The 24,587-nt window shown below is 74.9% G+C and carries 22 protein-coding genes; 5 read left to right on the top strand and 17 right to left on the bottom strand.

The genetic code is table 11. The annotated features are described in order from the left end of the window. Positions 1-87 precede the first annotated feature (87 nt). From ACZ4QV_RS16950 to ACZ4QV_RS16930, 5 genes are all read right to left on the bottom strand, one after another. The gene (locus tag ACZ4QV_RS16950) at positions 88-1,788 is read right to left on the bottom strand and encodes a CocE/NonD family hydrolase (RefSeq protein ID WP_361581487.1); all 1,701 of its coding nucleotides are present in this window, start codon (positions 1,786-1,788) and stop codon (positions 88-90) included. Positions 1,789-1,931: 143 nt separating this feature from the next. Continuing rightward, on the bottom strand, positions 1,932-3,539 hold the full coding sequence (locus ACZ4QV_RS16945; protein WP_361148323.1) for a GMC family oxidoreductase: 1,608 nt from the start codon (positions 3,537-3,539) through the stop codon (positions 1,932-1,934). A 112-nt stretch (positions 3,540-3,651) separates the two neighbouring features. Beyond that, positions 3,652-4,248 carry a hypothetical protein gene (locus tag ACZ4QV_RS16940; RefSeq protein ID WP_361148321.1) on the bottom strand — a complete coding sequence of 199 codons (597 nt, stop codon included), beginning with the start codon at positions 4,246-4,248 and terminating at the stop codon, positions 3,652-3,654. Then, positions 4,245-5,900 carry a HAMP domain-containing sensor histidine kinase gene (locus ACZ4QV_RS16935; protein ID WP_361148319.1) on the bottom strand — a complete coding sequence of 552 codons (1,656 nt, stop codon included), beginning with the start codon at positions 5,898-5,900 and terminating at the stop codon, positions 4,245-4,247. Before ACZ4QV_RS16935 ends, ACZ4QV_RS16940 begins: the two co-directional genes overlap by 4 nt. Next, positions 5,897-6,607: a response regulator transcription factor gene (locus ACZ4QV_RS16930; protein WP_361148317.1), complete on the bottom strand. Its 711-nt coding sequence runs from the start codon at positions 6,605-6,607 to the stop codon at positions 5,897-5,899. Before ACZ4QV_RS16930 ends, ACZ4QV_RS16935 begins: the two co-directional genes overlap by 4 nt. A gap of 190 nt (positions 6,608-6,797) precedes the next feature. Here ACZ4QV_RS16930 and ACZ4QV_RS16925 point away from each other — a divergent pair, with 190 nt between their 5' ends. Further along, positions 6,798-7,550 carry a polysaccharide deacetylase family protein gene (locus tag ACZ4QV_RS16925; RefSeq protein ID WP_361581482.1) on the top strand — a complete coding sequence of 251 codons (753 nt, stop codon included), beginning with the start codon at positions 6,798-6,800 and terminating at the stop codon, positions 7,548-7,550. 94 nt (positions 7,551-7,644) lie between these two features. Here the strand turns inward: ACZ4QV_RS16925 and ssgD (ACZ4QV_RS16920) are convergent, their stop codons facing one another. The 3 genes from ssgD (ACZ4QV_RS16920) to ACZ4QV_RS16910 form a co-directional block, all read right to left on the bottom strand. Beyond that, on the bottom strand, positions 7,645-8,052 hold the full coding sequence (gene ssgD, locus ACZ4QV_RS16920; RefSeq protein ID WP_030021750.1) for a spore wall synthesis regulator SsgD: 408 nt from the start codon (positions 8,050-8,052) through the stop codon (positions 7,645-7,647). Between the two features lie 114 nt (positions 8,053-8,166). After that, complete coding sequence (locus ACZ4QV_RS16915; RefSeq protein WP_361581479.1) at positions 8,167-9,747, bottom strand: PH domain-containing protein; 1,581 nt, start codon at positions 9,745-9,747, stop codon at positions 8,167-8,169. Continuing rightward, a complete protein-coding gene (locus tag ACZ4QV_RS16910; protein ID WP_361148312.1) occupies positions 9,744-10,262 on the bottom strand; it encodes a PH domain-containing protein in 519 nt (172 codons plus the stop codon). Before ACZ4QV_RS16910 ends, ACZ4QV_RS16915 begins: the two co-directional genes overlap by 4 nt. A gap of 96 nt (positions 10,263-10,358) precedes the next feature. Between ACZ4QV_RS16910 and ACZ4QV_RS16905 the strand changes: the two genes are divergently transcribed. Beyond that, positions 10,359-11,012 carry a TetR/AcrR family transcriptional regulator gene (locus ACZ4QV_RS16905; protein WP_361581476.1) on the top strand — a complete coding sequence of 218 codons (654 nt, stop codon included), beginning with the start codon at positions 10,359-10,361 and terminating at the stop codon, positions 11,010-11,012. Between the two features lie 7 nt (positions 11,013-11,019). Here ACZ4QV_RS16905 and ACZ4QV_RS16900 read toward each other — a convergent pair whose 3' ends face one another. The 3 genes from ACZ4QV_RS16900 to ssgD (ACZ4QV_RS16890) all read right to left on the bottom strand — a co-directional run bounded on the left by ACZ4QV_RS16900 (position 11,020) and on the right by ssgD (ACZ4QV_RS16890) (position 13,880). Then, positions 11,020-12,177, bottom strand: coding sequence for an acyltransferase family protein (locus ACZ4QV_RS16900; RefSeq protein WP_361581473.1), 1,158 nt, complete (start codon positions 12,175-12,177; stop codon positions 11,020-11,022). A gap of 126 nt (positions 12,178-12,303) precedes the next feature. Then, positions 12,304-13,272, bottom strand: a complete 969-nt coding sequence (locus ACZ4QV_RS16895) for an aldo/keto reductase (protein ID WP_361148307.1) — start codon at positions 13,270-13,272, stop codon at positions 12,304-12,306. Positions 13,273-13,466: 194 nt separating this feature from the next. Further along, complete coding sequence (gene ssgD / locus ACZ4QV_RS16890; protein WP_361581469.1) at positions 13,467-13,880, bottom strand: spore wall synthesis regulator SsgD; 414 nt, start codon at positions 13,878-13,880, stop codon at positions 13,467-13,469. A 277-nt stretch (positions 13,881-14,157) separates the two neighbouring features. On the opposite strand from ssgD (ACZ4QV_RS16890), the gene ACZ4QV_RS16885 reads away from it, so the two are divergent. Beyond that, positions 14,158-15,759, top strand: coding sequence for a sigma factor (locus tag ACZ4QV_RS16885; RefSeq protein WP_361581466.1), 1,602 nt, complete (start codon positions 14,158-14,160; stop codon positions 15,757-15,759). Positions 15,760-15,772: 13 nt separating this feature from the next. Here the strand turns inward: ACZ4QV_RS16885 and ACZ4QV_RS16880 are convergent, their stop codons facing one another. Then, complete coding sequence (locus tag ACZ4QV_RS16880; protein WP_361148301.1) at positions 15,773-16,087, bottom strand: GNAT family N-acetyltransferase; 315 nt, start codon at positions 16,085-16,087, stop codon at positions 15,773-15,775. A gap of 248 nt (positions 16,088-16,335) precedes the next feature. On the opposite strand from ACZ4QV_RS16880, the gene ACZ4QV_RS16875 reads away from it, so the two are divergent. Then, positions 16,336-17,415: a WD40/YVTN/BNR-like repeat-containing protein gene (locus ACZ4QV_RS16875; RefSeq protein WP_361581463.1), complete on the top strand. Its 1,080-nt coding sequence runs from the start codon at positions 16,336-16,338 to the stop codon at positions 17,413-17,415. 88 nt (positions 17,416-17,503) lie between these two features. Here ACZ4QV_RS16875 and ACZ4QV_RS16870 read toward each other — a convergent pair whose 3' ends face one another. The 5 genes from ACZ4QV_RS16870 to ACZ4QV_RS16850 form a co-directional block, all read right to left on the bottom strand. Then, positions 17,504-18,238, bottom strand: coding sequence for a class I SAM-dependent methyltransferase (locus ACZ4QV_RS16870; protein ID WP_361148299.1), 735 nt, complete (start codon positions 18,236-18,238; stop codon positions 17,504-17,506). A gap of 471 nt (positions 18,239-18,709) precedes the next feature. Then, positions 18,710-19,216: a MarR family winged helix-turn-helix transcriptional regulator gene (locus tag ACZ4QV_RS16865; protein ID WP_031002500.1), complete on the bottom strand. Its 507-nt coding sequence runs from the start codon at positions 19,214-19,216 to the stop codon at positions 18,710-18,712. A 210-nt stretch (positions 19,217-19,426) separates the two neighbouring features. Continuing rightward, positions 19,427-21,262 (bottom strand): FUSC family protein, encoded by a 1,836-nt coding sequence (locus ACZ4QV_RS16860; protein WP_361148297.1) that lies wholly within the window; start codon positions 21,260-21,262, stop codon positions 19,427-19,429. Positions 21,263-21,321: 59 nt separating this feature from the next. After that, positions 21,322-22,356, bottom strand: a complete 1,035-nt coding sequence (locus ACZ4QV_RS16855; protein WP_361581458.1) for an acyl-CoA dehydrogenase family protein — start codon at positions 22,354-22,356, stop codon at positions 21,322-21,324. 26 nt (positions 22,357-22,382) lie between these two features. Then, positions 22,383-23,594 carry an acyl-CoA dehydrogenase family protein gene (locus ACZ4QV_RS16850; protein ID WP_361581455.1) on the bottom strand — a complete coding sequence of 404 codons (1,212 nt, stop codon included), beginning with the start codon at positions 23,592-23,594 and terminating at the stop codon, positions 22,383-22,385. A 79-nt stretch (positions 23,595-23,673) separates the two neighbouring features. Here ACZ4QV_RS16850 and ACZ4QV_RS16845 point away from each other — a divergent pair, with 79 nt between their 5' ends. Then, positions 23,674-24,483, top strand: coding sequence for an SDR family oxidoreductase (locus ACZ4QV_RS16845; RefSeq protein WP_361148291.1), 810 nt, complete (start codon positions 23,674-23,676; stop codon positions 24,481-24,483). Positions 24,484-24,587: the final 104 nt, after the last annotated feature.

Raw genomic sequence — 24,587 nt, 5'->3', positions numbered from 1 at the left:
CTCCTCGGCCCCGTGGGCCCTCCTCGGCAGGGCACCGTCCGCGGTGCCGGCCGCGCGGCGCGCGGGCCGGGACGACGAGTACCGCGGTCAGGCCGGTTCACTCCCGCCGCGCGTGGCCGGTGCGGTCATCAGCGGCAGCACCACGGCGGACGGACGGCCCGGCTCGTGGAAGACCTCGAACCGGATCGGCCGGCAGGCGACGGCCGACGCGGCCGGCGCGCCGGTCCCGTGATGGCGCGCGAACCGCGGGAACGCGCCGCCCGCCACCTGCACCCGCAGGCTGTGCCCGCGCAGGAACCGGTAGCCGGTCGGGTGCATCTCCACCCGGGCCGCCACCACCCCGTCGGCGTCCGCCGCCGGTGAGCCCGGGCGCAGCCGCAGGATGCCGTCGGTGACGTTGCGCGAGACGCCCGCCCGGTCCACGTCGCACAGCCGTACGAAGACATCGCCGTAGCCGGAGTCCGTACGGACGTGCACCACGGCCGACACCGGGCCGATCAGGTCGAGGTCGCGGGGCAGCGGACGGCCGGTGAAGACCAGCACGTCGGGCCGCCGCTCGACGGCCGTGTTGTCCTGCTGCCGTATCTCGCCGGGCAGCAGCAGCGGGCCGCCGGTCGACGGGGTCGGGTCGGCGCCGTGGTAGGTGAACCGGTCCGGGGTGCTGCCGGGCGGCTCCGGCCAGTCGAGGCCGCCGGACGGCTGGAGGCGCAGCGGCGTCGGTACGGACTGCGGCGGCGGCCACCGGTCGAAGTCCAGCCAGCGGCCCGCCCGCTGGAGGTAGAGCCGGACCGGCGACTGGTGCAGTTGCGTGGTGTCACCGGCCAACTGGGCACTCAGCCACGACACATGGTCGGTGAGCGTCGCCTTCAGCGCGCCGCGGTCGTGGGCCCACGGCCCGATCGTGATCCGCGAGTGGTGCCCGGCGGCGGTCAGCTCCGTGAAGTCGCGTAGCTGGTACGGCAGGAACAGATCCCACCAGCCGGTCACCATGCTGGTCGGCGTGGTCATCCGCAGCGCCGCCGCACTGTGGTCGATCGGCGCCCAGAAACCGTCCCCCGGCTCCGCGTGCGCACTGACCTCGCGCAGGAAACGCTCCGGCCGCCCGATGGCCGCGAGGTCGGACTCGCCGACCGGCAGCGTCCGCATCGCGCGCTGCACCCTGCGGGTCTGGAGCGGATTGGGCAGCAGCCCGCCGAGCGGCGCCTCCTCCTGCGTGCCCGTCGCGGAGGACCACACCAGCATGTTGTGCAGCGCCAGCACCCCGCCCGGATAGAAGGCGGCGGGGAAGTCGGACGTGGTGATGCCCAGGCACATCGCCTCCAGCGGCGGGTCGAGGTACGGGCCGACCGCCCACTCCGCGTGCCCGAGGTAGCTGGCACCGGCGGTGGCCAGCCGGCCGTCGCACCAGGCCCGCGCGCGCAGCCACGCCGCGGTCGCCAGCCCGTCGTCCTTCTCGTGCACGAAGGCCCGGAACTCGCCACCCGAGCCGAAGACACCGCGTACGTTCTGCGCCACCACCTGGAAACCCCGCCGTACCAGCACGCCCGCGAACAGCTTGATGTCGGGCTTGTGCTTCCCGTACGGCGTACGCAGCAGCACCACCGGCAGCGGACCGGCGCCGCGCGGCCGGTAGCGGTCGGCGAGCAGCACGGTGCCGTCCCGCACGGGGATACGCAGGTCACGTACGCACTCGATGTCGGGTGTGACCGGCTCGGGCATGTCCAGGTACCGGTCCACCAGGCGGCCGAACGCCCGCCCGGTCCGGTCCCGCAGCATGGATTCCGCCATCGGACCCTCCCATCGTCCGTCCTGGCCCGCGCCCCGGTGCGGCGCGCTGCGCAGCGTCCGCCGGGGTTGCTCTCCGTGCGGTTCCGGAGATCACCCCGGGTGATCCAGTGTCCGGCTTTCCACCGGATCGCGCATGTACGCGCTCAGGACCCGGGCTCCGCCACCGGCTGGGCGGCGCGCAGCAGGTCCGCGGCCCGTTCGGCGATCATCACCGTGGGCGCGTGGGTGTGGCCGCGGGTGACGGCCGGCATCACCGAGGCGTCCGCGACGCGCAGTCCCGTCACCCCGCGCACCCGCAGCCGGGGGTCGGTCACGGTGTCGTCGCCGGTGCCCATCCGGCAGGTGCCCACCGGGTGGTAGAGCGTTTCCGCGAGGGCGCGCACCGTCTCCGCGGCGGCCTCGTCGTCCTGTTCTCCGGGCCACGGTTCCAGCGGCCCGGTGACGTGCGGGGCCAGCGCCCGCGTCCCGTACAGCCGCTCGGCGAAGCGCACCCCGGCCAGCAGCCGCCGCAGATCCGCCTCGGACGTCAGATAACCGGGGTCGATGACCGGCGGGGCGTCCGGGCCCGGCCCGCCCAGCGTGATCCGGCCGCGGCTCTCCGGTTGCAGCAGGACGATCCCGATGGTGACGCCGTGCTCGGCCGGCGCCTCCAGGCCGTGCCGGACGAACGGGACCGGCGCGAAGATCAGCTCCAGGTCCGGCGCGGTGAGCCCGCCGGTGCTGCGCAGGAACGCGACGGCCTCGCCGATGTTGGAGGTCAGCGGGCCGCGCCGGGACAGCAGGTAGCGCGCGATGTTGGCCGGGGTGTCGGCGCCGGTGAGCGTGCGGGGCAGCGCGGTGCGCATCAGGACCGGTACGGACAGGTGGTCCTGGAGGTGGCGGCCCACGGCGGGCAGCTCGGCCACCGGCTCGATCCCGGCGTCCGCCAGGTGGCCGGTGTCGCCGATGCCGGAGCGCAGCAGCAGTTGCGGTGAGCCGACGGCGCCGGCGCTCAGGACGACCTCGCGCCGGGCCCGCAGGACGCCACCGGGCAACTCGACCCCGTACGCCCGGCCGTCCTCGAACAGCACCCGGCGGGCCTGCTGCCCGGTGACGACCCGCAGGTTGGCGCGGCGCAGCGCCGGGCGCAGATAGCCGTCGGCGGCGCTCCACCGGCGCCCGCGCCGCTGGTTGAGCGGAGTGGGCGCGCAGCCGCTGTGGCCCGGGCCGTCGGGTCCGGCGCGCCGCGGCAGGCCCGCCTCCTCGCAGGCGTCGAGGAAGGCGCCGGTCAGAGGGTGGAAGCTGCGTGCGGGGGAGATCCACAGCGGGCCCGCGGTACCGTACGCCGTCCCGCCGGGCGGCCCGGCCCAGCGTTCGGCGCGCCGGAAGTAGCGGGCCACCTCGTCCCAGGACCACTCCTCGCCCGCCGACTCGGCCCAGCCGTCGTAGTCGGCGCGGTGCCCGCGCACCCACATCATCGCGTTGAGCGACGAGGAGCCGCCCAGGGTCCGGCCGCGTGGCCAGTACAGCTCGCGACCGTGCAGGCCCGTCTGGGGTGCCGTGGTGAAGTTCCAGTCGTACGGCGTGCGGAAGAGCTGGGGGAACGCCGCCGGGACGCGGACCTCCTGTCTGCGGTCCGGCCCGCCGGCCTCCACCAGCGCCACCCGTACCGTCGGGTCCTCGGACAGCCGGGCCGCGAGCACACAGCCCGCTGACCCGGCGCCGACGACGACGTAGTCGTACAGTCGGCCGTACACTCCTGCGCCGGTCATCCGAGCCCGCCCTCTCGATGCTCAACGTCCCGCCCCGTGCCCCTACTTGTGGGTAGTGATCGTAGGGCAAGCGGGGGGCGGGCGTCAGCGCGGCGGGCGGGCCGGGCGGGCGTCAGTCCGGCTGGGCGCTGGAAGGGCTGGGCTGGATGAACGGGAAGGCGTTGGTGCCGCCGCACACCATCGGACCGACCTGCACGCTGCCGCCCACCAGGGTCACCAGGACGTCCGACGGGCCGCGGCTGCCGGGAACGGAGGCGTTGGCGGCGGTGCACACCAACTGGCTCACGGACGGGGTGTCGAGCCGCTTGGCGTTCATGGGTACATGGACGGTGACCCGGCCGTCCTCCGTCTCGGCGGTGACCGGCCCCGGGAGCACGGGCAGCACGTTGGTGAGGCCGCGCTGCCGTTCGGCGTCGTTGGGGCCCTTCAGCAGCAGGTTGATCGCCTCCTCGGGGCCGACCGGCGCGGTCGCCGGGCGGCTCGCGGGACGCAGACCGGTCGGACCGAGGAAGTACAGCTGGACGTCGGGCGCGGGCTTGCCCGGCGCCTTGAGACCGTGGGCGGGCTCGCCCGCGTCGATCACCCCGGTCGGCGCGATGCCGCAGCCGGCGAGGGCGCCTGCCGACAGGGCGCCCAGCACACCCGCCAGCAGTCCGCCCAGCGTGATCCGCCGGGTCAGCCGGGTCCGCGCGGAGTTCGGCACGCTCACGTCTGGTCCGCCTTCCCGGCCGGCGCGGCCGCCGGGCTCTTCGCCGGGTCGTCACTGCCGCCCGCCGTGTCCTGACCGCCGTCCGTTCCGGCGGGGCCGTTCTCCGTACGGTCCGCGGGCGCCCGGCCGGGTTCTCCGGCCGCCTCCCGGGCTTCGGCGGCGGAGCCTGTCTCCTGCTCGGGCAGCGGCAGTTCCACGGTGAACACCGCGCCGCCGTCGGGATGGTTGGCGGCCTGCATGGTCCCGCCGTGCAGTCGTACGTTCTCCATCGCGATCGCCAGACCCAGCCCGCTGCCCTCGGAACGGGCGCGTGCCGAGTCCGCCTTGTAGAAGCGGTCGAAGACGTGCGGGAGCACCTCGGGGTCGATGCCGGGCCCGCTGTCCGTGATGCGGATCACCAGTCGGCCGTCGCCCGGGTCCGGCGCCCGCAGCAGCACCCGTACCGGCTCCCCGCCGTGGTGCAGCGCGTTGCCGACCAGGTTGGCCACCACGACGTCCAGCCGCCGCGGGTCCAGGCGCGCCCGTACGCCGTCCGGCAGTTCGGTGCCCACCCGGCCCTGCCAGGCCCTGGCCTGGAGCGTCTTGCGGATCGTCTCGGCGACGTCCACCTCGTCCAGGTGCAGCGCGGCGGCCCCGGCGTCGAAGCGCGAGACCTCCATGAGGTCCTCCACCATCCGGGCCAGCTTGCCGGTCTCCTGGCTGATCAGCCGGACGGCGGAGGCGGTGTCGGGGTCGAGGGCGTCGGCGTCCTCGTCGAGCACGTCGGTGACGGCGGTCATCGCGGCGAGCGGGGTGCGCAGCTCGTGCGAGACGTCGGCCGCGAACCGCCGCGCGTTGGCCTCCATCCGGCGCAGGTCGGCGACGCTCTCCTCCAGCTTGGCGGCCATGTCGTTGAACGTCCGGGACAGGTCGGCCAGCTCGTCGGCGCCCTTGACCTCCAGCCGGGTCTCCAGCTTGCCCTCGGCGATCCGCCCGGCGGCCTGCCGCAGACCGCGCACCGGCCGCAGCACACCGCGGGCCGCGAGCAGCGCCGGGACCACGGCCAGCCCGAGCACCGGCAGGGCGCCCCGCTGCGCGGCACTCACCAGCGCCTCGACGTTGGCCTCTTCCGCGCGCAGCGGGAGCTGGGCGTAGACGGACAGCGGGGACGCCGTACGGGTCTCGGTCTGCGACTGCATCACCGGCATGCCGATCAGCAGCCAGGGATCGCCGTCCCGGTCCACCCGCTGGAACGCCGTCACATGCCGGGTCTCGACGGACTCCCGCAGCTCGTCGGGGACGATGACGGGGTGGCGGAGCTGGTCCCGGTCGTTCTCCGCCACGCCCTTGTACTGGACGTAGACGTCCCAGTCCCGGGCCTTGCCGGAGCGGTCGAGCTGCCGGGTGAACTCGTCGACATCCGCACGGGTCGGCGGTACGGCGAGGTCGGGCGCCAGCGAGTTGACCTGCCCCCGCAGGTCCTTGATCGCGGTGTCCTGCGAGCGCTGGAGGATGGCGTTGCGGGCCTCGCGGTAGGTCAGCGCGGCGGTGGTGAGCGCGCTGACCGCGGCGACCAGCAGGAACGCGACGACGAGCCGGGCCCGCAGCCCGCGCGGCAGGGAGCGGGTCAGCGTGGTGCGGCGCGGGCGGCCGGCGGGCCGGGGACGCTTCACAGGGGGCCGAAACGGTAGCCGAAGCCGCGTACGGTCTGGACGTACCGAGGGGTGCGCGGGGTGTCCTCGATCTTCGTGCGCAGCCGCATCACGCACGCGTCCACCAGGCGCGCGTCCCCGTGGTAGCTGTGCTCCCAGACGTGCTCCAGGAGCTGCTGGCGGCTGAAGACCTGGCCGGGGGTCGCGGACAGGAACAGCAGCAGTTTCATCTCGGAAGGGGCCAGCGGGAGGTCGGTGCCGCCCTTGGAGACGACGAGCCCGGCCCGGTCGACGGCCAGTTCGCCGTAGGTCTCCACGGGGGCCGGGCCCGGCTCGGCGGGTCCGGCGGCGTCCCCGTCGGCGGGCAGTGCGGTACGCCGCAGCACCGCGCGGATGCGGGCCTCCAGTACTTCGCCGCGCGCGGGCTTGACGATGTAGTCGTCGGCGCCCGCCTCCAGGCCGAGGACCACGTCGAGGTCGTCGCCCCGGGCGGTGAGCATGATGATCGGGAGCTGGCGGTCGGCGCGGATGCGTCTGCAGACCTCGAAGCCGTCCTTGCCCGGGAGCATCAGGTCCAGCAGCACGATGTCGGGGCGGAAGGCGGGGAGGAGGTCCAGGCCGTCCTCGCCGCTGGCCGCGGCCGCCACCTCGTGGCCGCGCCGGCGCAGCGCGAGGGTGACTCCGTCGCGCACGGCGGCGTCGTCCTCGATCAGAAGTACTCGGGGCATGGCACCAGTATCAATAAGTTTCATGATGGATCGGTAACAGGCGGATCCTGACCGCAATTCTTCGCATCTGTCGTGATGCAAGGCAGTGATCGCGCGAGCGCACCGCAGGGGGAAGCGTACGGCGCCGACGGAGGCGTCCGTACCCGGGTCCGCGGTGGTCCGCGCACGGCAGTGAGGGACGGGATTCGCAATGGCACGGCACGGCAGGCGGAGCGGCATCATCGGGGGAGCCGCGGTGGCGGTGGCGTCGCTCGGGGTGGCCGGCTATCTGACGTTCGGGCAGTCGAGCGCCACCTCGGAGGCGCACGCGGGCACCACCGAGCAGGCCAGGCCCGCCCCGGTCGACCCGAGCATCGTGCACGCCTCCGACCGGCCCGGCAAGAGCCTCAACATCACCATCGACGACGGCCCGGACCCGGTCTGGACCCCCAAGGTGCTGGCCACGCTCAAGAAGTACGACGTCAAGGCCACCTTCTGCATGATCGGTCCGCAGGCGGCGGCCCACCCGGACCTGGTCAAGCAGGTGGCGGCGGCCGGCCACAAGCTCTGCGACCACACCATCAGCCACAACACCGGCATGGACCACCGGCCCGAGACGTACCAGTCGCAGCAGATAGTCGACGCCCAGCAGATGATCGAGAAGGCGGCCGGCGGCCCGCGGGTCGACTACTACCGGGCGCCGGGCGGCGCGTTCACCCCGTACAGCAGGAAGCTGGCCGCGGAGCACGGGATGCGCCCGCTCGGCTGGAACGTGGACAGCAAGGACTTCGAGCGGCCGGGCACCGACGCGATCGTGCGCACGGTGCGCCGGGAACTGCGCAACGGGCCGACCGTCCTCTTCCACGACGGCGGCGGCGACCGCAGCCAGACGGTCGCGGCGCTGGACCGGCTGCTGCCGTGGATGAAGCAGCAGGGGTACGGGTTCGGGTTCCCGAAGCGCTGACGCGTGGCGGGAAGCGGCGTCGGGGCCCCGGGCGGGCCGGGGCCCGGGTGCCGCTCCTCACCCGTCGGGCGGGCCGGGGCCCCGACGCCGTCCCTCACACGTCGCCGAGCAGCTCCGCGAGGCCGCGGTCCACGTCGAGGAGTTCCCGGCCCGCCGGCACGGCCTGGTACGTACGGTCCAGGAAGCGGCTCAGCTCGGCGGTGTCGACCTGCACCATCGCGACACCGTCCTCGACGTGGAACTCCAGCACCGTGCGGCCCCGGCCCACCGGGCGCACCCGGACGTCGCCGCTGCCCGCCGGGGACCGCAGGCCCTCGGCGAGGAGTTCCCGGGCGAAGGCCCAGTCGACCGCGGCGCCGTCCAGCGAGATCTCCGGCGGGAAGGTGATCCGCACCGCGAGCGGGTCGGCCGGGTGGTAGTGCAGCACCGCGGGCACGGTCCGGGAGCCGGGCGCGGTCGCGATGAGACGTACCTGGACGGCTTGGTCGATGACACTCTGCACCGCGGCTGCTCCCTTACGGCTGTCGGGTCGGGACATGGCTTTCACCGTGTAGGACGGTGTGCCCGCCCGAGCCGTGCACGTGACAGGGGTGTGATTTATGTCATGTCCAGGTCGTCATGGTTGGTGGGTTACGCGTGGGTTGACAAGGGTTTGTGATCGGCTCCGGCGCCGGTCCGCGCGGGACTTCGCGGGACCGTGCGCCAGGAACTCCTCCAGGATTCCGGGCGCCGCGGCCGCCGCCAGGGCCGGAGCGTCGTCCGCCGGGATGTCGCGTAGGTGATAACCGTCCTCGCCCGCGGCGACCGCGGCCGTGAGGGTCACCAGACCGGCCCGCCGGCTGAACGGCGTACTGGAGAACGTCCAGGCCGCGACCGCGTCACGCCGGAGCACCACGGTGTCCCGGCTGAACGTGCCGGAGCGCGCGACCAGATGCCGCCCGTCGAGCCCGTGCCCCAGGTTGCGGTACGCGTCCCGGGCCAGCCACAGCACCACCGGCACCGACACCAGCGCGAACACCCAGGCGCAGTGCAGCAGTACGGGCGTCAGGAGGACGCCCAAGGTTGTGAGGGCGAGGGCGCCCGGGACCGTTACGAAGAGCAGCCCGCGCATCCGGCGGCGGTGCAGGGCCGCTCGCGGATGCCCGCGGAGGTCCGCGTCGGACAATCCGGCCCGAAGCGTCCCCGAGGCGGTGCGCATCGCCTCGGCACGCGGCGCGGGCGGCAGGATCACACTGCGCTTGCGGTTCTCCTCCTTGTTGCCCAGGCCGCCCGCGACCGCTCGGACGGTGGCCCCGCCCCCCGCCCGCAGCAGCAGCGGCTCCCGCAGGACGACACCGCGCAGCCGGGCCCGCTCGATGGTCACCGACCGGGTGGTGAGCAGGCCGCGGTGCACCCGCAGCGTGCGCGCGTCGGTCCATTCGAGGCGGAACTTCCACCACCCTTCGACGTAGAGGGCGAGCGCGCCGACCGTACCGAGGGCGATGACGGCCAGCAGCGCGAGCGGGATGGTCACCCAGAGCGCGCGGGCGCCGAACTCGTCGAACGCGCCGCGCACGACGCTCAGCCTCCACGGCTCGATACCGGCGCCGTCCAGGACGCGGTAGGCGCCGCCGGCCGCCGCGAAGACCCCGCCGATCACCCAGAAGGTGAGCGGCGCGTAGCGCAGCCAACGCCAGTTGATACGGGCGACGAGCGGATCCTCGTCCGTCGCCCGGACGTCGGCGCGGGTGAGCAGTACGGTCCGCAGCCGCTCCGCGTCGGCCGCCGTCAGCGCCTCCAGCGAGAGGTCGCCGCTGCCGTCCGCCGAGCCCGCGGTACCGGCCCGCAGGACGGTGACGCCGAGCAGCCGGTGCAGCGGTGAGGCCGTCAGGTCGACCGTGCGGATGCGGTGCAGCGGCACGGACCGCAGCCGCCGGGTCAGCACGCCGCTGCGCACCTCGAAGGAGTCGTGGGTGACGCGGTAGTCCGTACGGGCCCAGCGGACCGACCCGATCAGGGTGAGGACCGCGAAGCCGGCCGCGATGGAGGCCAGCGTGATCCAGGCGCCGGTCCCGATCCGGCCGCCGGTGGCCAGCGCGGTCAGCGCGAGCGAGCCGAGCGGTGCGGCCAGCCAGCCGCTGTGCACCAGGAGGGTGCGCGGGTCCAGCCGGTGCCATCGGGGCTGCGCGTCGGTGACGGGAGAGGTGGCGGCGGTCATGCGGCATCACCCGGCACGGCCTGCGCGGCCTCGCCGATGCGCCGCGACAGCTCCTCGGCGTCCGCGTCGGACAGCCCGGCTATCTTCACGTCGCCTGCGGTGGAGGCGGTGGTGACGGTGACCGTCGCGAGGCCGAACCGCTGCTGTACCGGGCCGCGCACGGTGTCCACGGTCTGCACCCGCGACAGTGGCGCGATCCGCCGCTTCTGCCAGAACCAGCCGCTCGCCGCGTACACCGCGCGGCCGCCCAGCTCCCAGGCGTGCACGGAGTACCGCCATCGCGGCATGACCAGCAGATAGCCGAGCGCCGGCAGGACCAGTACGACCAGCAGGAGCGGAGCGAGCCAGGGCAGGGCCCGGGGGAAGAACAGCACCGAGCACACCGCCAGGGCGAGCGCGGTGAGCAGCACCGGACCGCTGACCGTCAGCAGCGCCTGGACGGTCCACCAGCGGCGGGCGCGGGGATCGACCCGGTTGCGGGGCGGCCGCAGCAGGGGAGTGGCGGATGCGGACATGAGGGTTCCCCGTTCTTTGGCAAGTCGATCGTATTGAGTAGCGGTACGTTATAACGGTACGAGCGACTTGTAAAAAGAAGGCGAGGCCACGGTCACGTGCCGAAGAAGGTGGACCACGAAGCGCGGCGCCGGGAGATCTCCCAGGCGCTGTGGCGGATCGCGAGCACCCGGGGCCTGGAGGGCGCGAGCCTGCGGGACGTCGCCGCCGAGGCGGGCATCTCCCTCGGGCGGCTCCAGCACTACTTCCGCACCAAGGACGAACTGCTCGTCTTCGCGCTCCGCCACATCGAGACCCTCGCCCAGCAGCGCATCCGCGCACGCATCGAGGCGCTGGACGGCGAGCCCGCCCCGCGCGACATCCTGCGCGCCTGCCTGACGGGGATGCTGCCCCTGGACGAGCAGAGCCGCATCGGCTTCCTGGTGGGCGTGGCCCACTTCCACCGGGCCGTCCACGACCCGGCCCTGCGCACCGATGTCCGGGACGGCATCCCCAAACTGCGAGGCTTCTTCGCCGACCAACTGCGGCAGGCGATGGAACGCGGCGAGGTGCGGCCCGACCGGGACGCCGACGACGAGGCGATGGTGCTGATCAGCCTGGTCGACGGACTCTCGACGTACATCCTGCTGGACGTCCACACCCCCGAGAAGGCCGTCCAGCTCCTGGACCGGCAACTGGACCAGCTCTTCGACGGGCCGGGACAGAGCGTCGCCCGTACCTCCGGGCAGAGGCGCGATACGGCGCCGACGTGAGCCCCCGTCAGGCGGAAGGCACCCCGGCCGGTTCTGCGGGGGACGAGGGCGCCGGGCTCCGGCGGCGGGAAAAACGCCGGGCCAGCGGCCGTTCGACGAACCGGTGCGCCAGCAGGGCCGTGCCCTGCGCCAGGAGGGCGCAGGCCGCGACGAGAACCAGCCCGACGGGAGTCGTGAAGGTGCGGTCCTCGCCCAGCAGGTGCCGGACGGTCAGCAGCAGGGGCCAGTGGAGGATGTACAGGGCGTACGAGGCTTCGCCCAGGGTGGTCAGGGCCGGGCGGGCCAGCAGGCCGGGCCGGCCCCCGGCGTCGGCACGCGCCCAGTGGGCGATCGCCAGGGTCAGGGGCACGGCTCCGAGGGCCCCGAAGCGGAACGGCGCCGGAAGGAACGGCGTCAGTGCGGCGGCCGTGGCGCAGACCGGCAGGAGCACGGTGCGCTGCACCCGCGGCCACCGGCCGGCGCGGACCAGGCGCGCCGTGACGATGCCGAGCGCGAACTCCGCCAGCCGCGCCGGAGGGAAGAAGTAGCACAGCCAGACGCTCTCGGCCGACAAGGGGATGTCCCTGCCGAGGGCGGGGCCGCCGACCGCCAGGGCGGGCAGGGGCAGGGACAGGACGGCGACCGCCAGGACCGTCCAGGCCGCTCCGAGACGCCTGGCCGGGAGACGGCGCGCCGCGGAGATCAGCAAGGGGAACAGCGCGTAGAAGAACACCTCGCAGGAGATGGACCACGAGGGCGAGTTGAAGCACGCGTTCAGCGCCAGGTGCGGGGCCCAGCCCTGGAGGAGAAGGAGGCTGACCGCGCCGAACCCCGGGTCGCAGCGCAGCGGCAGGCCGTTCGGGAGCGCGGAGTCCGCGGCCAGGACGGCGAACGCCACCGCCCCCAGCCAGCCCAGCACATGCGCGGGGCCGATGCGCCACAGGCGGCGGCGCCAGAACGCACCGGCCGGTTCACCCGGCCGGTGCGTCCAGGTCAGCACGAACCCGGACAGGACGAAGAAGCCGCTGACCGCACAGGCCGCGACGGTGGCCAGTGGAAGGAGCGCCGTACGCAGCCGGGCGTCGGCGAAGAACGTCGCGTCGGTGCAGAGGTGGGTCGCCAGCACCGAGGCGGCCAGGAAGAACCGCAGGCCCGTCAACGACGGCAGCCGCCCCGTCTCCACCATGCCCCTCCCCGGCCCCTCCACCACCGCCCCCCGCCGGGAACATGCCCACGTCGGTGCCGTCCGGGCACCGACGGAGCCGCAGTGTGACCCGAACGAGCGAACGCGCGGTGGTGCCGGAGGCCGGCCTCAGAGACGCGTGCCCTCGGCCGCCGGCAGCGCGTCGAGTTCGGCCAGCGCGGCGGGCGGCAGGGTGACGTCCGCCGCACCGGCGTTGTCCACCAGGTACTTCGGGGTCTTGGTGCCGGGGATCGGGACGACGTACCGCCCCTGGGCGAGCACCCACGCGAGGGCGACCTGCGCGGGGGAGGCGCCGTGCTGTCCGGCGATGGCGCGGACCTTGCCCACCAGCTCCAGGTTGGCCTTGAGCGCGTCCTGCTGGAAGCGCGGCAGCCGGCGGCGGAAGTCGTCCAGCGGCAGCTCGTCGAAGGAGGTGATGCTGCCGGTCAGGAAGCCGCGGCCGAGCGGCGAGAACGGCAGGAAGGCGATGCCCTGCGCTTCGCAGTAGGGCACGACCTCGTCCAGCGCCTCACGGGTCCACAGCGACAGTTCGGACTGTACGGAGGCGACCGGGTGCACGGCCTGCGCGCGCCGGATCTCCTCGACGGTCGGCTCCGACAGGCCGATGTGCCGGGCCTTGCCCGCCTGGACGGCCTCGGCCAGCGCGCCCCAGCTCTCCTCGACCGGCACCTCGGGGTCCACCCGGTGCAGCTGGTACAGGTCCACGTGGTCGGTGCGGAGGCGGCGCAGGCTCTCGTCGATGGAGCGGCGGATGTGCTCGGGGCGGCCGTTGCGCACCAGCGCGGTGTGATCACCCGGCCTGCCCGGGGAGGACTCCAGTCCGACCTTCGTGGCCAGCACCACCCGCTCCCGGTAGCCGCCCGCCAGTGCCCGGCCCACCAGCTCCTCGTTGGTGTACGGACCGTAGACATCGGCGGTGTCGACGAGCGTCACACCGAGGTCGACCGCCTGCCGGAGGACGCCGACGGACGTCGCCTCGTCGCGGCCGGCAGGGTCGTAGGCATGCGTCATGCCCATGCATCCGAGGCCGATGACGCCGATCTCGGGTCCGGTGCTGCCGAGCGTGGTGGTGCGCATGACGGGGCTCCTCGGGACGAGTGCTGAATCGTTTCGCTGATCACTCTTCCTGTTGAAGTGCACTTGAAGTCAAGCGGTCGCCGGGACGGAGACTCCCGGTACGCGGAATCCCCCGCCCGGCGAACCGCTCTCGGCACGATGAACTGGACACCCTGCTCGGGCGCGACTGAGGCAGACCGGCCGCACCCGGCGGCCTACGCCTCGCGCAGCAGGGCCGCGAGGTCGCCCTCGACGTCGAGGTGGCGGGCCTCGCTGCCCAGGGGCACCACGCCGTACGACCGCATCAGGAAGCGGCGCAGGTCACGGGCCGGGAACTGCACCATGGCCAGACCGTCGGCGGTGTGGAACTCCAGCATCGTGTGGTCCGGGCCGCACGGCCAGATGTGCACGTCCCCCTGGCCGGACGGCTCCCGCAGGCCGTCCGCCAGCAGGTCGCGCGCGAAGGTCCACCCGACCTCCGCCCCGTCCAGCGACGCCACCGGCGGGAAGACGACGTGCACCGCCAGCGGGTCCTCGCTGTCGTAGCGCAGCCGGGCGGGGACCTTCCGCGACCGGGGCACGGACGCGATCAGTCGGGCGTGGACGGCTTGGTCGATGACGTGGGGCATCGCCGGCTCCCTGGATGCTCGTGCGGACGGGTCTCTGCCTCTACGACCCGTAAGACGCGCCGCGTATTACGCCAGTGCACCGAATGGCCGCGTGAGGTGCGTCACGAACTTTTGATTGCGGCGATATGTGCTCCTTAGGCTTGCGAAATCCAAGCAAGGCCGTCAGAACCGGAACGAGTCTGCCCGCGACGGAGAGCCTGTGACCGGACCAGGGCGCCGGACCGGGGCCGTGGCGCAACTCCGGCGCTGGGGGTGACACGTCAGGGGTTGGCCGTTCATGTCCGAAGCATCCGCAGGGTCCCCGGCGTCGGCGGCGGACGACTACACCCGGCTCTACGAGCGCGAACACCCGCGCCTGGTCGCCTACGCACGGTCGCTGACGACCAGCGCCTGGCTCGCGGAGGACCTCGTCGCCGAGGCGCACTTTCGGGTCTGGCGCCGCATCCGGTCCGGCCACCGCATCGACAACGTCCCGGCCTACCTCCGCACCACCATCCGCCACCTCGCCTCGGCCGTCGGCGCGGCCGCCGCCCGGGAGATACCGCAGGATCCCGAGGACGGCCAGGCATGGGCCGGCACCGGACCGGCGGCCGAGCACGCCGACCCGGCGCAGCGCGTCGCCTACGTCGACCTGCTCGCCCGCGTCATGGGACGGCTCCCGCAGCGCTGGGTGACGGCGCTGTGGCTGGCGGAGGCCGAGGACCAGCCGCTGGAGGCGGTCGGCAAGGCGATCGGGGCGGGTAAGGGCGCGACGGCCGTGCTGCTGCACCGGGCCAGGGAGGGCATGCGGCAGGCGTTCCTGGGCTCGGTGCCCGGCACCCCGGACGACCCGGCGTGCGAGGTGCACTGGCAGCGGATGCCCGCGTACGTACGGGGCGAGGCCACCGCGAAACAGGCCGACGGGGTCACCGGCCACCTCGCGGACTGCCCCGACTGCCGGGCCCGGATGGCACTGCTCACCCGGGCCAACGACCGGCTGCCCGCGCTCACCGGCCCCGCGCTGCTGGTGCTCCTGGCGGGCGGTTCGGCGAAGTTCCTGCTGCCGCTCGCGGGGGCCGGGGCCGCCGCGGCCGGAGGCGCTCACGCGGCCGGGAGCGGCGCGGCCACGTCCGTACAGAAAGCGCTCACCGCCGTACAGAAGTCCGTGCGGCATCTGCTGCGCGGCCAGATCGGGCAGGCCGGGCCGGTGGCCGCCACCGCCGCGGGCGTCGGCGTCGCGGTGGTCGCGGGCGTGGCGGTCGCCGCGGGCATCGCCCTGACCGGCGGCGACGCGGCGCCGACGGCCGGGCGGACGGCAGCGGTGCCGGACGGGGCCGGGGGCGGCACGCAACCGGGCGACGGCGCGGACCGGGCGGTGCCCGATGCCACCGCGGAGCGGTCGGCGACCTCCGTACCCACCGGCGCTCCGGCCGTTCCGTCGGCGCCGGCGGCGCGGGGTACGGCGAGTACGCCGCCGGTGCCCCGGGCGGGCGGGCCGACCGCCTCGCCGGCTCCCGGGCCTTCGGGGCCGCAGGCGCCCGCGCCGTCCGCGACCGGCAGGCCCGGCTCCACCCCGGCCCCCACGGGACCGGCGGCAAGCCCCACTCCGGACCCGACGGCGTCCGGACCGACCGGCGGGCCCACCCCCACGCCCGAACCGACCGGCGGCCCCACGGCACGGCCCACACCCACACCCACCCGCACACCGGTTCCGAGGGTCTCGCCCACTCCGAGGGTCTCGCCCACTCCGAGGGTCTCGCCCACTCCGAGGGTCTCGCCCACTCCGAGGGTCTCGCCCACTCCGAGGGTCTCGCCCCCACCCACCACCGGCCCGACCCCGCCCGAGCACTGCCGCTGGAGCCGGCACTGGGGCCCGGTGCGGATCTGCCGTATCGGCTGACGCCGCCCCGGCCTCAGTCCGTGACCGTGCTGCGGTTCTCGTAGGCGAGGTCGCCGTACTCGGGGTGCCGCTCCATCCAGCCCGCGACGAACGGGCACACGGCCAGCACCCGCAGCCCGTCCGCGCGCGCCGTGTCCAGCGCGTGCCGGGTCAGCGCCGAACCGATGCCGTTGCCCTCGTACACCGGGTCGACCTCGGTGTGCACGAGGGCGATGAGCCCTTCGGCGCGCAGATAGGCCGCCACCCCCGCCACTTCACCGCCGAGCCTGGCCTCGTAGCGGTTCGCGGCACGGTCGTCGGTCACCGTCACCGGGGCCGGCGCGGTCATGAGCGGATCTCCTGCCGGTCCATCGCCGTCTCCTCCCGCTTCGCCCCCCGGCTGCTTCCGCACCCCCTGTTCAGCACAGTAGGAGCGGCACCGGGCCGGCGCGAGGCGAGGCGCGTACGGAGGCGCGTACGGGAATGTCTGGACGGGGCGTCCCGGCTGGGCTAGCTTCCAGCGTCATGAGGGTCATGGGGAAGCCGGGACAGCCAGGACAGCCGGGGTGCGGGAGACGCGGGCGCGGGGTGTGGGCGGTGGCCTGCGCCGCGGTGCTCAGCGTCGCGGGCGCGGCTCCCGTATCGGCACAGCCGTCCGCCGCCGCACGGCCCGCCGCGGGGCCGCTGACGGTGTCCGGGGTGCTGGGCGGCGGCTGGGACGAGAAGGACAGCGACAGCGACGCGCGCTTCCGCGGCCTGGCCGCCGTCAGCCGCAGTACCGCCTGGGTCGCGGGCACCGGCGGGACCGTGCTGCGCACCCGCGACGGCGGCGACCACTGGCGGGACGTCTCGCCGCCGGGCGCCGGGAAGCTGGAATTCCGCGACATCGAGGCGTTCGACGCGCGGCACGCCGTGGTGCTGTCGGCCGGCGAGGGCGCGGCGTCCCGGGTCTTCCGTACGGACGACGGCGGCGCCACCTGGACCGAGAGTTTCCGCAACACCGACCCGCGCGCCTTCTACGACTGCATGACGTTCTTCGACAGCAGCCACGGCATCGCGCTCGCCGACCCCGTCGACGGGACGTACCGCATCCTGTCCACCGTCGACGGCGGCCGGAACTGGCGGGTGCTGCCCACCCGCGGCATGCCGCCCGCCCAGCCCGGCGAGGCGTCCTTCGCGGCCGGCGGCCAGTGCCTGGTCAGCTCCGGCGCGTACGACGCGTGGTTCGCCACCGGCGGCGCGGCGAAGAGCCGCGTCCTGCACTCCCCGGACCGCGGCCGAAGCTGGACCGTCTCCGAGACGCCGGTTCCGGCGGGCGACCCGGCGCGCGGCGTGTTCGGCCTGGCCTTCCGCGACCGTACGCACGGGCTCGCGGTCGGCGGTGACCACCGGACCGGCAGGCCCTCGCCCAGGGCCGCCGCGGTGAGCGCGGACGGCGGCGCGTCCTGGCAGGCGTCCGCCCGGCCGCCGAAGCGCTACCGGTCCGGGGTGGCCTGGTTCCCCCGCACCACGCGCGTCGCCCTGGCCGTCGGGCCGACGGGCAGTGACGTCACGCTCGACGGCGGCCGGTCCTGGTACACCTTCGACGACGGCTCGTACGACACCGTCGACTGCTCCGCCGACTTCGGCTGCTGGGCGGCGGGGGAGGACGGGCGCGTCGCCCGCCTGGAGCCGTGACGTACCGGCCCCTCGGACCGGTCCCGGGGCCGGCCCGAGGGGCGCTCGCGCACCCGGCGGGCGGGTGCGGAGGCCCGCGCGCCCGGTCTCAGGCCACCCGTGCCGACACCACCACGACGTGCGGCGCCGCCAGGTAGCGCGCGAACAGTGACGCGCTGCCCTCGGCGGCGGTGCGCGGGAGCTGCCAGGCGATGCCGGTGAACCCCGCCTCCGTCAGGGCCCGTTCGAGCGCCTCGCGGGACCAGTGGTAAGCGGTCACCTGGAACGTCTCCTCCTCGGCCCGGCCGTGCAGCCCTACGGGGTCGCCGTCCCGCAGGTGGGCGTCGGCCACCGTGAGGTCGAAGCCGTAGGGCCGGTAGTAGTGGGGGACCGTCGCGAAGTCCGGGTTGAGTGTGACCGCCACGAAGCGGCCGCCCGGGGCGAGCGTGTCGCGGGCGGCGGCGCACAGCCGGGCGAGCGCCGCCGGGGTGGCGGCGTAGGACAGCGCGTAGACGGCCACGGTCACGTCGAAGGCCCCGTCCAGGGCGTCGGTGGTCGCCGCGTCGAGGACGCGGTACGACACGCCGAGGGGCTCCACCTCCTCCCGGTGCCGGGCGTGCGCGATCATCCCGGGCGACCGGTCGACACCGAGCACCAGGCCGGCCCCGTTACGGGCGAAGAAGCGGGCGTAGTGCCCCGAGCCGCAGCCGAGGTCCAGGACCCGCCGCCCCTCGACGCCGCCCGCCGCGGCGAGGACGGAGGGCATTTCGATGTGCCGTCTGAAGGGCAGCTCGTCGATGCTGCGCTCGTGCAGCGCGGCCATACCGTCGAAGGGGGAAGTCATGACGCTGCCTCAGGAATGCGGGTCGCCGGGCGACGGGGCGGGCGGTGGACGGGCGGGCGGGGCGGACGGGCCCCGGGAGGCCCGCGGCCGCCCGCGGCGCGGGGCCGTTCCCGGCGGCCGCCCGCGGGGCAGGGCGTGCGATCAGGCAAACCGGCGCTCCTCCCTCCGCCCGCGCGGCACCGGCACCGCCGCGGTGTCCGCCGGCCGGGCACCTGGGAGCCGTCTCCGCCCACGTCTACGGAACGCATCATTCCGCAGCCCTCGGGCGTTCCCGGGGAGGCACCGGGCGAACGGCCGGTGCGCCACCCGCCCTGCCCAGACGGCGTACGGACGCCGGGCGTACGAAAGGCGTACGGGTGACGTCCGTCCGGCCGTACGGAGGGCGTACGGCCGGCACGCGGCCGGTGTGCCGCTCGGTGTCCTGCTCGCCCCTCCGGTCCCTCCGCCCCGCCGCCTCCCCGCCCGGGGCCGTCAGTCCAGCAGGCTCCCGAGCCGCCCCTCCAGCAGGACCAGCAACTCGGCCAGCCCCTCGGACAGTTCGGTCCGCCGCTTGCCGTCGATGCCCTCCAGCAGACCGGCCTCGTAGCGCAGTTGCTCGGGCAGCAGCCGGTCGATGACCGCCCGGCCCTCGTCGGTGAGCGAGAGGTGTGAGACCCGCCGGTCCCGCTCGTCGGGCCGCCGCGCGACCAGCCCGCGGGTCTCCAACTGCCGTACCCGTTTGGTGACCGCGGCTCCGGAGGCGAACGTCTCGCGCGCGATACGGCCCGGCGTCAGCTCGCGGTCCATCCGCCGCAGCGTTCCGAGGATGTCGAACTCCGGGCGGGTCAGGCCCTCCCGCCGCAGCGGCGCGTCGGCGGCCTGCTGGAGCAGCGCGGAGCAGCGGTTGAGCCGTCCGATCACCGCCATCGGGCCGGTGTCCAGCCCCGGATGGACCTGCTGCCACTGCCGCAGCACCCCCGCGACGATGTCCTCGGTCACGCGCACCTCTACTTCCCGGGCTCTCCCGGCCCCCGTCGGCGTCCTGATTCGCGTACGGCGTGCCGCGGGCCGCCGTACGGGCCCCGCGCCGCGCCGCGCCCGGCCAATTCTGCCTGGTGCCGCTCCCGGCGGCAGGGCGGGGCGGTACGGGTACGGGCCGGGCGGAGGCGGGGGAGCGGCACGCGGCTGGGTGAGTACGTGGGTACGCGGCTACGCGGCCAGTGCCGGAGCGGACAGCCGGCGGACGAGCCGGGCCAGCGTGCGGTGCCCCTGCCGCTCGGCCAGGGCGACGCGCTCCTCGGGGACGGCGCGCTGCCACCACTCGCCGGCCGACACCTCCACCGCTTCCCGCAGCTCGACCAGGCCGGCGGCCAGGCGGTCGCGCGCCCAGCCCGTCTCGCGCGCGTCGTCCTCCCGTACCGCCGGGTCCTGGCCCGCTCCCGCGGCCTCCGGGCCGTCGCCGTCCAGCAGCCGGAGCGCGGCGGCCTCGGCGGCCGCCACCCGGTCCAGTGCCGCTTCGATGCGGTCGGCGGCGCGGCGGTTGGTGACCAGGACGCAGCAGGCCAGGCCCACGGCCGCCCCCACGACGGTGTCGGTCCAGCGGTCGGTGACCAGCGTCCGGGCCGGCAGGTGACTGCCGAACTCGGTCAGCAGCAAGGCCATCGGGGTGACCCAGACCGAGCCGAGCCAGTAGTTGCGGGTGATGCTCGCCTCCGCGCAGAACTGGAAGGTGAGCGCCAGCAGGATCATCGCGAGGTGGCCGGTGTGGATGACCGGCAGCAGCGCGGTGAAGAGCAGCAGCCCGAGGAGGTTGCCGATGGTGCGTTGGAGGGCCCGCTGCCACGAGAGGGTGGTGTTGGCCTGGTAGATGGAGGCCGCGGTGACCACGGCCCAGTACGGGTGGCCGACACCGACCGCCATCGAGCCCCAGCCCGCCAGCGCGCAGCCGACGGCCACCCGCGCGCCGATGGGCAGCAGCGGTGAGCCGGGCGCCAGCCGGTGGAGCACGGCGCGGACACCGTGCGGGTGGCCGGGCGCGGGACGGCGCGGCTCCCGGTCCGTGGCCCGTCCGTGGCCGGCGCCCCGTTCGCGGTCCGCGTGCTCCGCGGCGACCCCGGCCAGCTCACCGGCCTGTGCGCCGGTGAGCGCGACCTCCGGCAGGGCCCGGCCCCGGCGCAGGCCGCGCGCCCACGCCGTGCAGCGCTCGGCCTCCTCCTCGTCGGCCGCCTTCGCGGCGAGGGCCGACTCGGCCCGTACGAGCAGCCGCTCCAGCCCCGAGCGGTCGGCGGCCGCGGCGGGGGTGCGGCCCGGGACCTGGAAGAGCGTGTGCCAGGCGGCGTTCACGGCGGCGGCGGTGGCGTGCCGGGCGCGGTCCGGTGCGGCGGGGGAGCCGCCGGACTCCGGGCCGGTGCGCAGCAACGCCGCGGCGGCCTCCAGCGCGCGGGCCGTGGCGATCCGCTCCGGCCCGCGCGGCCGGACCAGCGCGGGGGCCATGCACACCAGCCAGGCGAGCGCGCCGGCGCCCAGGGCCAGTGACAGATGGAAGGGCACCTGGCCGATCCGCTGAGGCACGAAGAAGGCGGACGCCGAGATGAAGGTGAAGATCAGGTTTCCCGGCGGCCCGACGCGCGTCGCGTCGCAGACCGTCTTGTGCACGGCGGCGACCAACGAGGCGAGCAGGACGAGCAGCGGGACCGAAGCGGTGAGCGAGGCGGCGGTCAGGGCGGCACCGAGGCTGGCGACCATGCCGAGCACCACCCATGCCAGCGTGCGCGCGCGGGCCGCGTACGGCAGGCCGTGCGCATACAGGGCGCACATCGCGCCGGCCGAGGTGTACAGGACCAGGTCCAGGCGGCCCAGCGCGAACAGGACGAATTCCGGAAGGCCCAGGGCGACGACCGCACTCAGTGCGGGCTTGTGCCAGATGTCCACGGGGCGGCGCAGCAGGACCGTGCTCCTGAGGGGCAGCGGGCGCGCGCGGACCGCTCCGGCGCTTCCGGAGAGGGCCGCTGCCTGCTGTCCCGTCGGTCTGGCATGTTTCCCCATATCAAAAGCTTAACAGGTGTTTTACTCGTGAAAGATTTGCCTTCGCGTGCGTGCGCCGCTCACCGGCCCGGCGCGGGGGAGGCGAGCACCCGGGCCCGGCACTCCGCGGGGGTGCCCCAGGCGCCACGCAGCGCTCGCGCCTTGCGCATCCACAAGGAGAGGTCCAGTTCGTCGGTGTAGCCCAGGGCGCCGTGCAACTGGAGCGCGGCCCGTGCCGCGGCGTAGGCGGCCTCGCCCGCGGCGACCTTTGCCATCGCGATGCCGGTCCCCGCGCCGGCCGGGTCCGCGTTGCCGTCCGCCGTCCCGCCCGCGAGTTCCACCGCGGCCCCGAGGATCAGCGGCTCGGCGAACTCCAGCGCCACCAGCACATCCGCCAGCCGGTGCTTCACCGCCTGGAACGAGCCGATGGCGACACCGAACTGGGTGCGCTGCTTGACGTACGCCACGGTGTCGTCCAGCAGCCGCCGGCCGACGCCGAGCGCCTGCGCCGCGGTGAGCAGCCGCGCGGTGTCCGCGGCGTACGAGGCGGCGGCCCGCACGGCCGGCCCGCTCGCCAGGACCTCCCCGCCGTCCGCCGCGCACCGGGACAGCCGCCGGGCCGGATCGACCGACGGCTGGTCCGGACCCGGCCCGCTCCCGCCGGGCCGCCGCAGCGTGTCGCCGTGGGTGAGGAAGACGGCGTCGGCGGCCGTCGCGTCGAGGGCGTACGGCCCGCGCGCCAGGTCCGCGTACGAGACCATCGCGTCCCCTGCCGCGACGGCGGGCAGCCAGTGCCCGGCCGGGGCCGCGTCGCCGAGCCGGCCGAGCAGCGCGGCCGCCGCGGCCGTCTCCACCAGCGGGCCCGGGACGGCGTGCCGCCCCGCCTCGACGTACGCCACGACCAGTTCGACCGGCAGGAATCCCGAGCCCCCGTACCGCTCCGGTACGGCCAGCCCGAACACCCCGGCCTCCCCGAGCCGCCGCCACACCGCGCGCCCGGGGCCGCGGTCCCCGGTGGCCCAGGCCCGTACGGCGGTCGGGGTGTCCGCCGCCGCCAGCATCCGGCCGAGCGCCCGTCCGAAGTCCCGCTGTTCGTCGTCCAGGAGGAACCGCATTGCTCAACTCCCCTTGCCGGTCCGGCTCAGCGCCGTCCCTTCGGCAGGCCCAGCAGCCGTTCGGCGATGATGTCGCGCTGGATCTCGTTCGTTCCGGCGTACACGGGGCCGGCCAGCGCGAAGATCCAGCCCTCGGCCCAGCTCCCGTGGTCCGGCGCCTCGGGGGCGTCGCCGGCCAGCTCGCCGTGCGGGCCGAGGAGGTCGAGCGCGGTCTCGTGCAGGGCGATGTCCAGCTCGGACCAGAAGACCTTGGTGAGACTGGCCCCGGCACCCGGGGTACCGCCCGCCGCTCCAGGCGCGCTGTCCGCCACGCCTGGGGCGTCGCCCGCCGCGATCCGCGTGGCCTGGGCGCAGGCGGCCAGGTGGTAGGCGCGGGCACCGATGACCGCGTCGGCGACCCGGTCGCGCAGCGCGGTGTCGGCCGGGTCGGCGGTGTCCCGCCACAGGGCGGCGAGGCGGGCGGCGGCGGCCGTGAAACGCCCCGGGCTGCGCAGCGTCGGCCCCCGCTCGTCGCCCGCCGTGCTCATCGCGACCCGCCAGCCCCGGCCCGGTTCGCCGATCACGTCGGCGTCCGGCACGAACACGTCGTCCAGGAACAGCTCGGCGAAGGCCGGTTTCCCGTCGAGACGGCCGATCGGCCGCACCGTCACGCCCGGCGCGGCCAGGTCGAACATCAGATACGTGAGCCCGTGGTGCGGCCGGTCCGCGCCGGGGTGGCTGCGGAACAGCCCGAAGGCCCGGTCCGCGAACGCCGCCCGGGAGGACCACGTCTTGTGCCCGCGCAGCAGCCAGCCGCCCTCGGTCCGCACGGCGGCCGACCGCAGCGCGGCGAGATCGGACCCGGCGCCGGGCTCGGACCACGCCTGCGCCCAGACGGTCGCGCCGTTGGCCATCGCGGGCAGCACGCGCGCCAACTGCTCGTCCGTACCGTGCTCGAAGAGGGTGGGGGCGAGCAGGCTGATGCCGTTCTGGGAGACCCGGCCGGGTGCCCGCGCCGCGTGGTACTCCTCCTCGAAGAGCAGCCGGCGGACCGGTGAGGCGCCGCGCCCGCCGTACTCCTCGGGCCAGGACACCACCGACCAGCGCCCCGAGTGCAGTTCGCGCTCCCACGCGCGGTGGGCGGCGAAACCTTCCGCCGTCTCCAGGGACGGCAGGGGTGCGGCGGGCACGTGAGCGGTCAGCCAGGCCCGTGCCGCGCGCCGGAACTCCTCGTCGTCCGGGCTGAGTTCGAGATCCATCGACCAGCGGCCTCCCCGGTGGCGGCGGGCTCCTGCGGGACCGTTCCCTAACAAGTGTTTGGTAGGTTAGCGTACCGGCATGACGCCCGAGAAGCCTCCGACGGCGCACCCGGCACCCCCGTACGTCCCCGGACACGGCCTGCTCACCGGCCGCACGGCCGTCGTCACCGCCGCGGCGGGCACCGGCATCGGCGGCGCCACCGCGCGCAAACTCCTGGAGGAAGGCGCGGACGTACTCCTCTCCGACGCGCACACCCGGCGCCTGAAGGAGTCCGAGGCCGTGCTCGCCGCCGAGTTCGGCGCCGGGCGGGTCGCCGCACAGCCCTGTGACGTCACCGACGAGGCGCAGGTCACCGCCCTCTTCGAGCACGCCGAGCGGCTGCACGGGCGCCTGGACGTCGTCGTCAACAACGCCGGACTCGGCGGCAGTGCCGACCTGGTGGCCATGACCGACGACCAGTGGACCGCCGTCCTCGACGTCACCCTGAACGGCACCTTCCGCTGCACCCGCGCCGCACTGCGCCGGATGCGCGCGGCCGGCCGGGGCGGAGTCGTCGTCAACAACGCCTCGGTGGTGGGCTGGCGCGCCCAGCGCGGCCAGGCGCATTACGCCGCCGCCAAGGCCGGGGTGATGGCCCTGACCCGCTGCGCCGCGGTGGAGGCCGCCGCGTACGGGGTCCGGGTCAACGCCGTCTCGCCCAGCCTGGCCGTCCACCCGCACCTGGCCAAGGTCACCGGCGGGGAGCTGCTGGCCGAGCTGACCGGCCGGGAGGCGTTCGGGCGCTCCGCCGAACCGTGGGAGGTCGCCAACGTCATCGTCTTCCTGGCCAGCGACTACGCCTCGTACATGACCGGCGAGACGGTCCCGGTCAGCAGCCAGCGCGCGTGACCGGGGAGATCGGGGAGGGACAATGGCCCGGTGCCCACCGACAGCAGCCCCCAGAAGAAACCGGCCGCCCGGAAGGCCGCCGGGAAGTCCGCCAGGAAGTCCGC

The sequence above is a fragment of the Streptomyces sp. NPDC026394 genome, from assembly GCF_055567735.1.
Note: the sequence above shows the minus strand (reverse complement) of the source record. Positions and strands in the feature narration are given on the sequence as shown.

What these genes read in the sequence shown, in the direction of transcription:
- ACZ4QV_RS16945 (WP_361148323.1), bottom strand. Translation starts at nt 3,539, where the DNA reads ATGACCGGCGCAGGAGTGTACGGCCGACTGTACGACTACGTCGTCGTC.
- ACZ4QV_RS16845 (WP_361148291.1), top strand. Translation starts at nt 23,674, where the DNA reads ATGACGCCCGAGAAGCCTCCGACGGCGCACCCGGCACCCCCGTACGTC.
- ACZ4QV_RS16925 (WP_361581482.1), top strand. Translation starts at nt 6,798, where the DNA reads ATGGCACGGCACGGCAGGCGGAGCGGCATCATCGGGGGAGCCGCGGTG.
- ACZ4QV_RS16930 (WP_361148317.1), bottom strand. Translation starts at nt 6,607, where the DNA reads ATGCCCCGAGTACTTCTGATCGAGGACGACGCCGCCGTGCGCGACGGA.
- ACZ4QV_RS16885 (WP_361581466.1), top strand. Translation starts at nt 14,158, where the DNA reads ATGTCCGAAGCATCCGCAGGGTCCCCGGCGTCGGCGGCGGACGACTAC.
- ACZ4QV_RS16910 (WP_361148312.1), bottom strand. Translation starts at nt 10,262, where the DNA reads ATGTCCGCATCCGCCACTCCCCTGCTGCGGCCGCCCCGCAACCGGGTC.
- ACZ4QV_RS16855 (WP_361581458.1), bottom strand. Translation starts at nt 22,356, where the DNA reads ATGCGGTTCCTCCTGGACGACGAACAGCGGGACTTCGGACGGGCGCTC.
- ACZ4QV_RS16880 (WP_361148301.1), bottom strand. Translation starts at nt 16,087, where the DNA reads ATGACCGCGCCGGCCCCGGTGACGGTGACCGACGACCGTGCCGCGAAC.
- ACZ4QV_RS16850 (WP_361581455.1), bottom strand. Translation starts at nt 23,594, where the DNA reads ATGGATCTCGAACTCAGCCCGGACGACGAGGAGTTCCGGCGCGCGGCA.
- ACZ4QV_RS16895 (WP_361148307.1), bottom strand. Translation starts at nt 13,272, where the DNA reads ATGCGCACCACCACGCTCGGCAGCACCGGACCCGAGATCGGCGTCATC.
- ACZ4QV_RS16950 (WP_361581487.1), bottom strand. Translation starts at nt 1,788, where the DNA reads ATGGCGGAATCCATGCTGCGGGACCGGACCGGGCGGGCGTTCGGCCGC.
- ACZ4QV_RS16870 (WP_361148299.1), bottom strand. Translation starts at nt 18,238, where the DNA reads ATGACTTCCCCCTTCGACGGTATGGCCGCGCTGCACGAGCGCAGCATC.
- ACZ4QV_RS16860 (WP_361148297.1), bottom strand. Translation starts at nt 21,262, where the DNA reads ATGGGGAAACATGCCAGACCGACGGGACAGCAGGCAGCGGCCCTCTCC.
- ssgD (WP_361581469.1), bottom strand. Translation starts at nt 13,880, where the DNA reads ATGCCCCACGTCATCGACCAAGCCGTCCACGCCCGACTGATCGCGTCC.
- ACZ4QV_RS16900 (WP_361581473.1), bottom strand. Translation starts at nt 12,177, where the DNA reads ATGGTGGAGACGGGGCGGCTGCCGTCGTTGACGGGCCTGCGGTTCTTC.
- ACZ4QV_RS16915 (WP_361581479.1), bottom strand. Translation starts at nt 9,747, where the DNA reads ATGACCGCCGCCACCTCTCCCGTCACCGACGCGCAGCCCCGATGGCAC.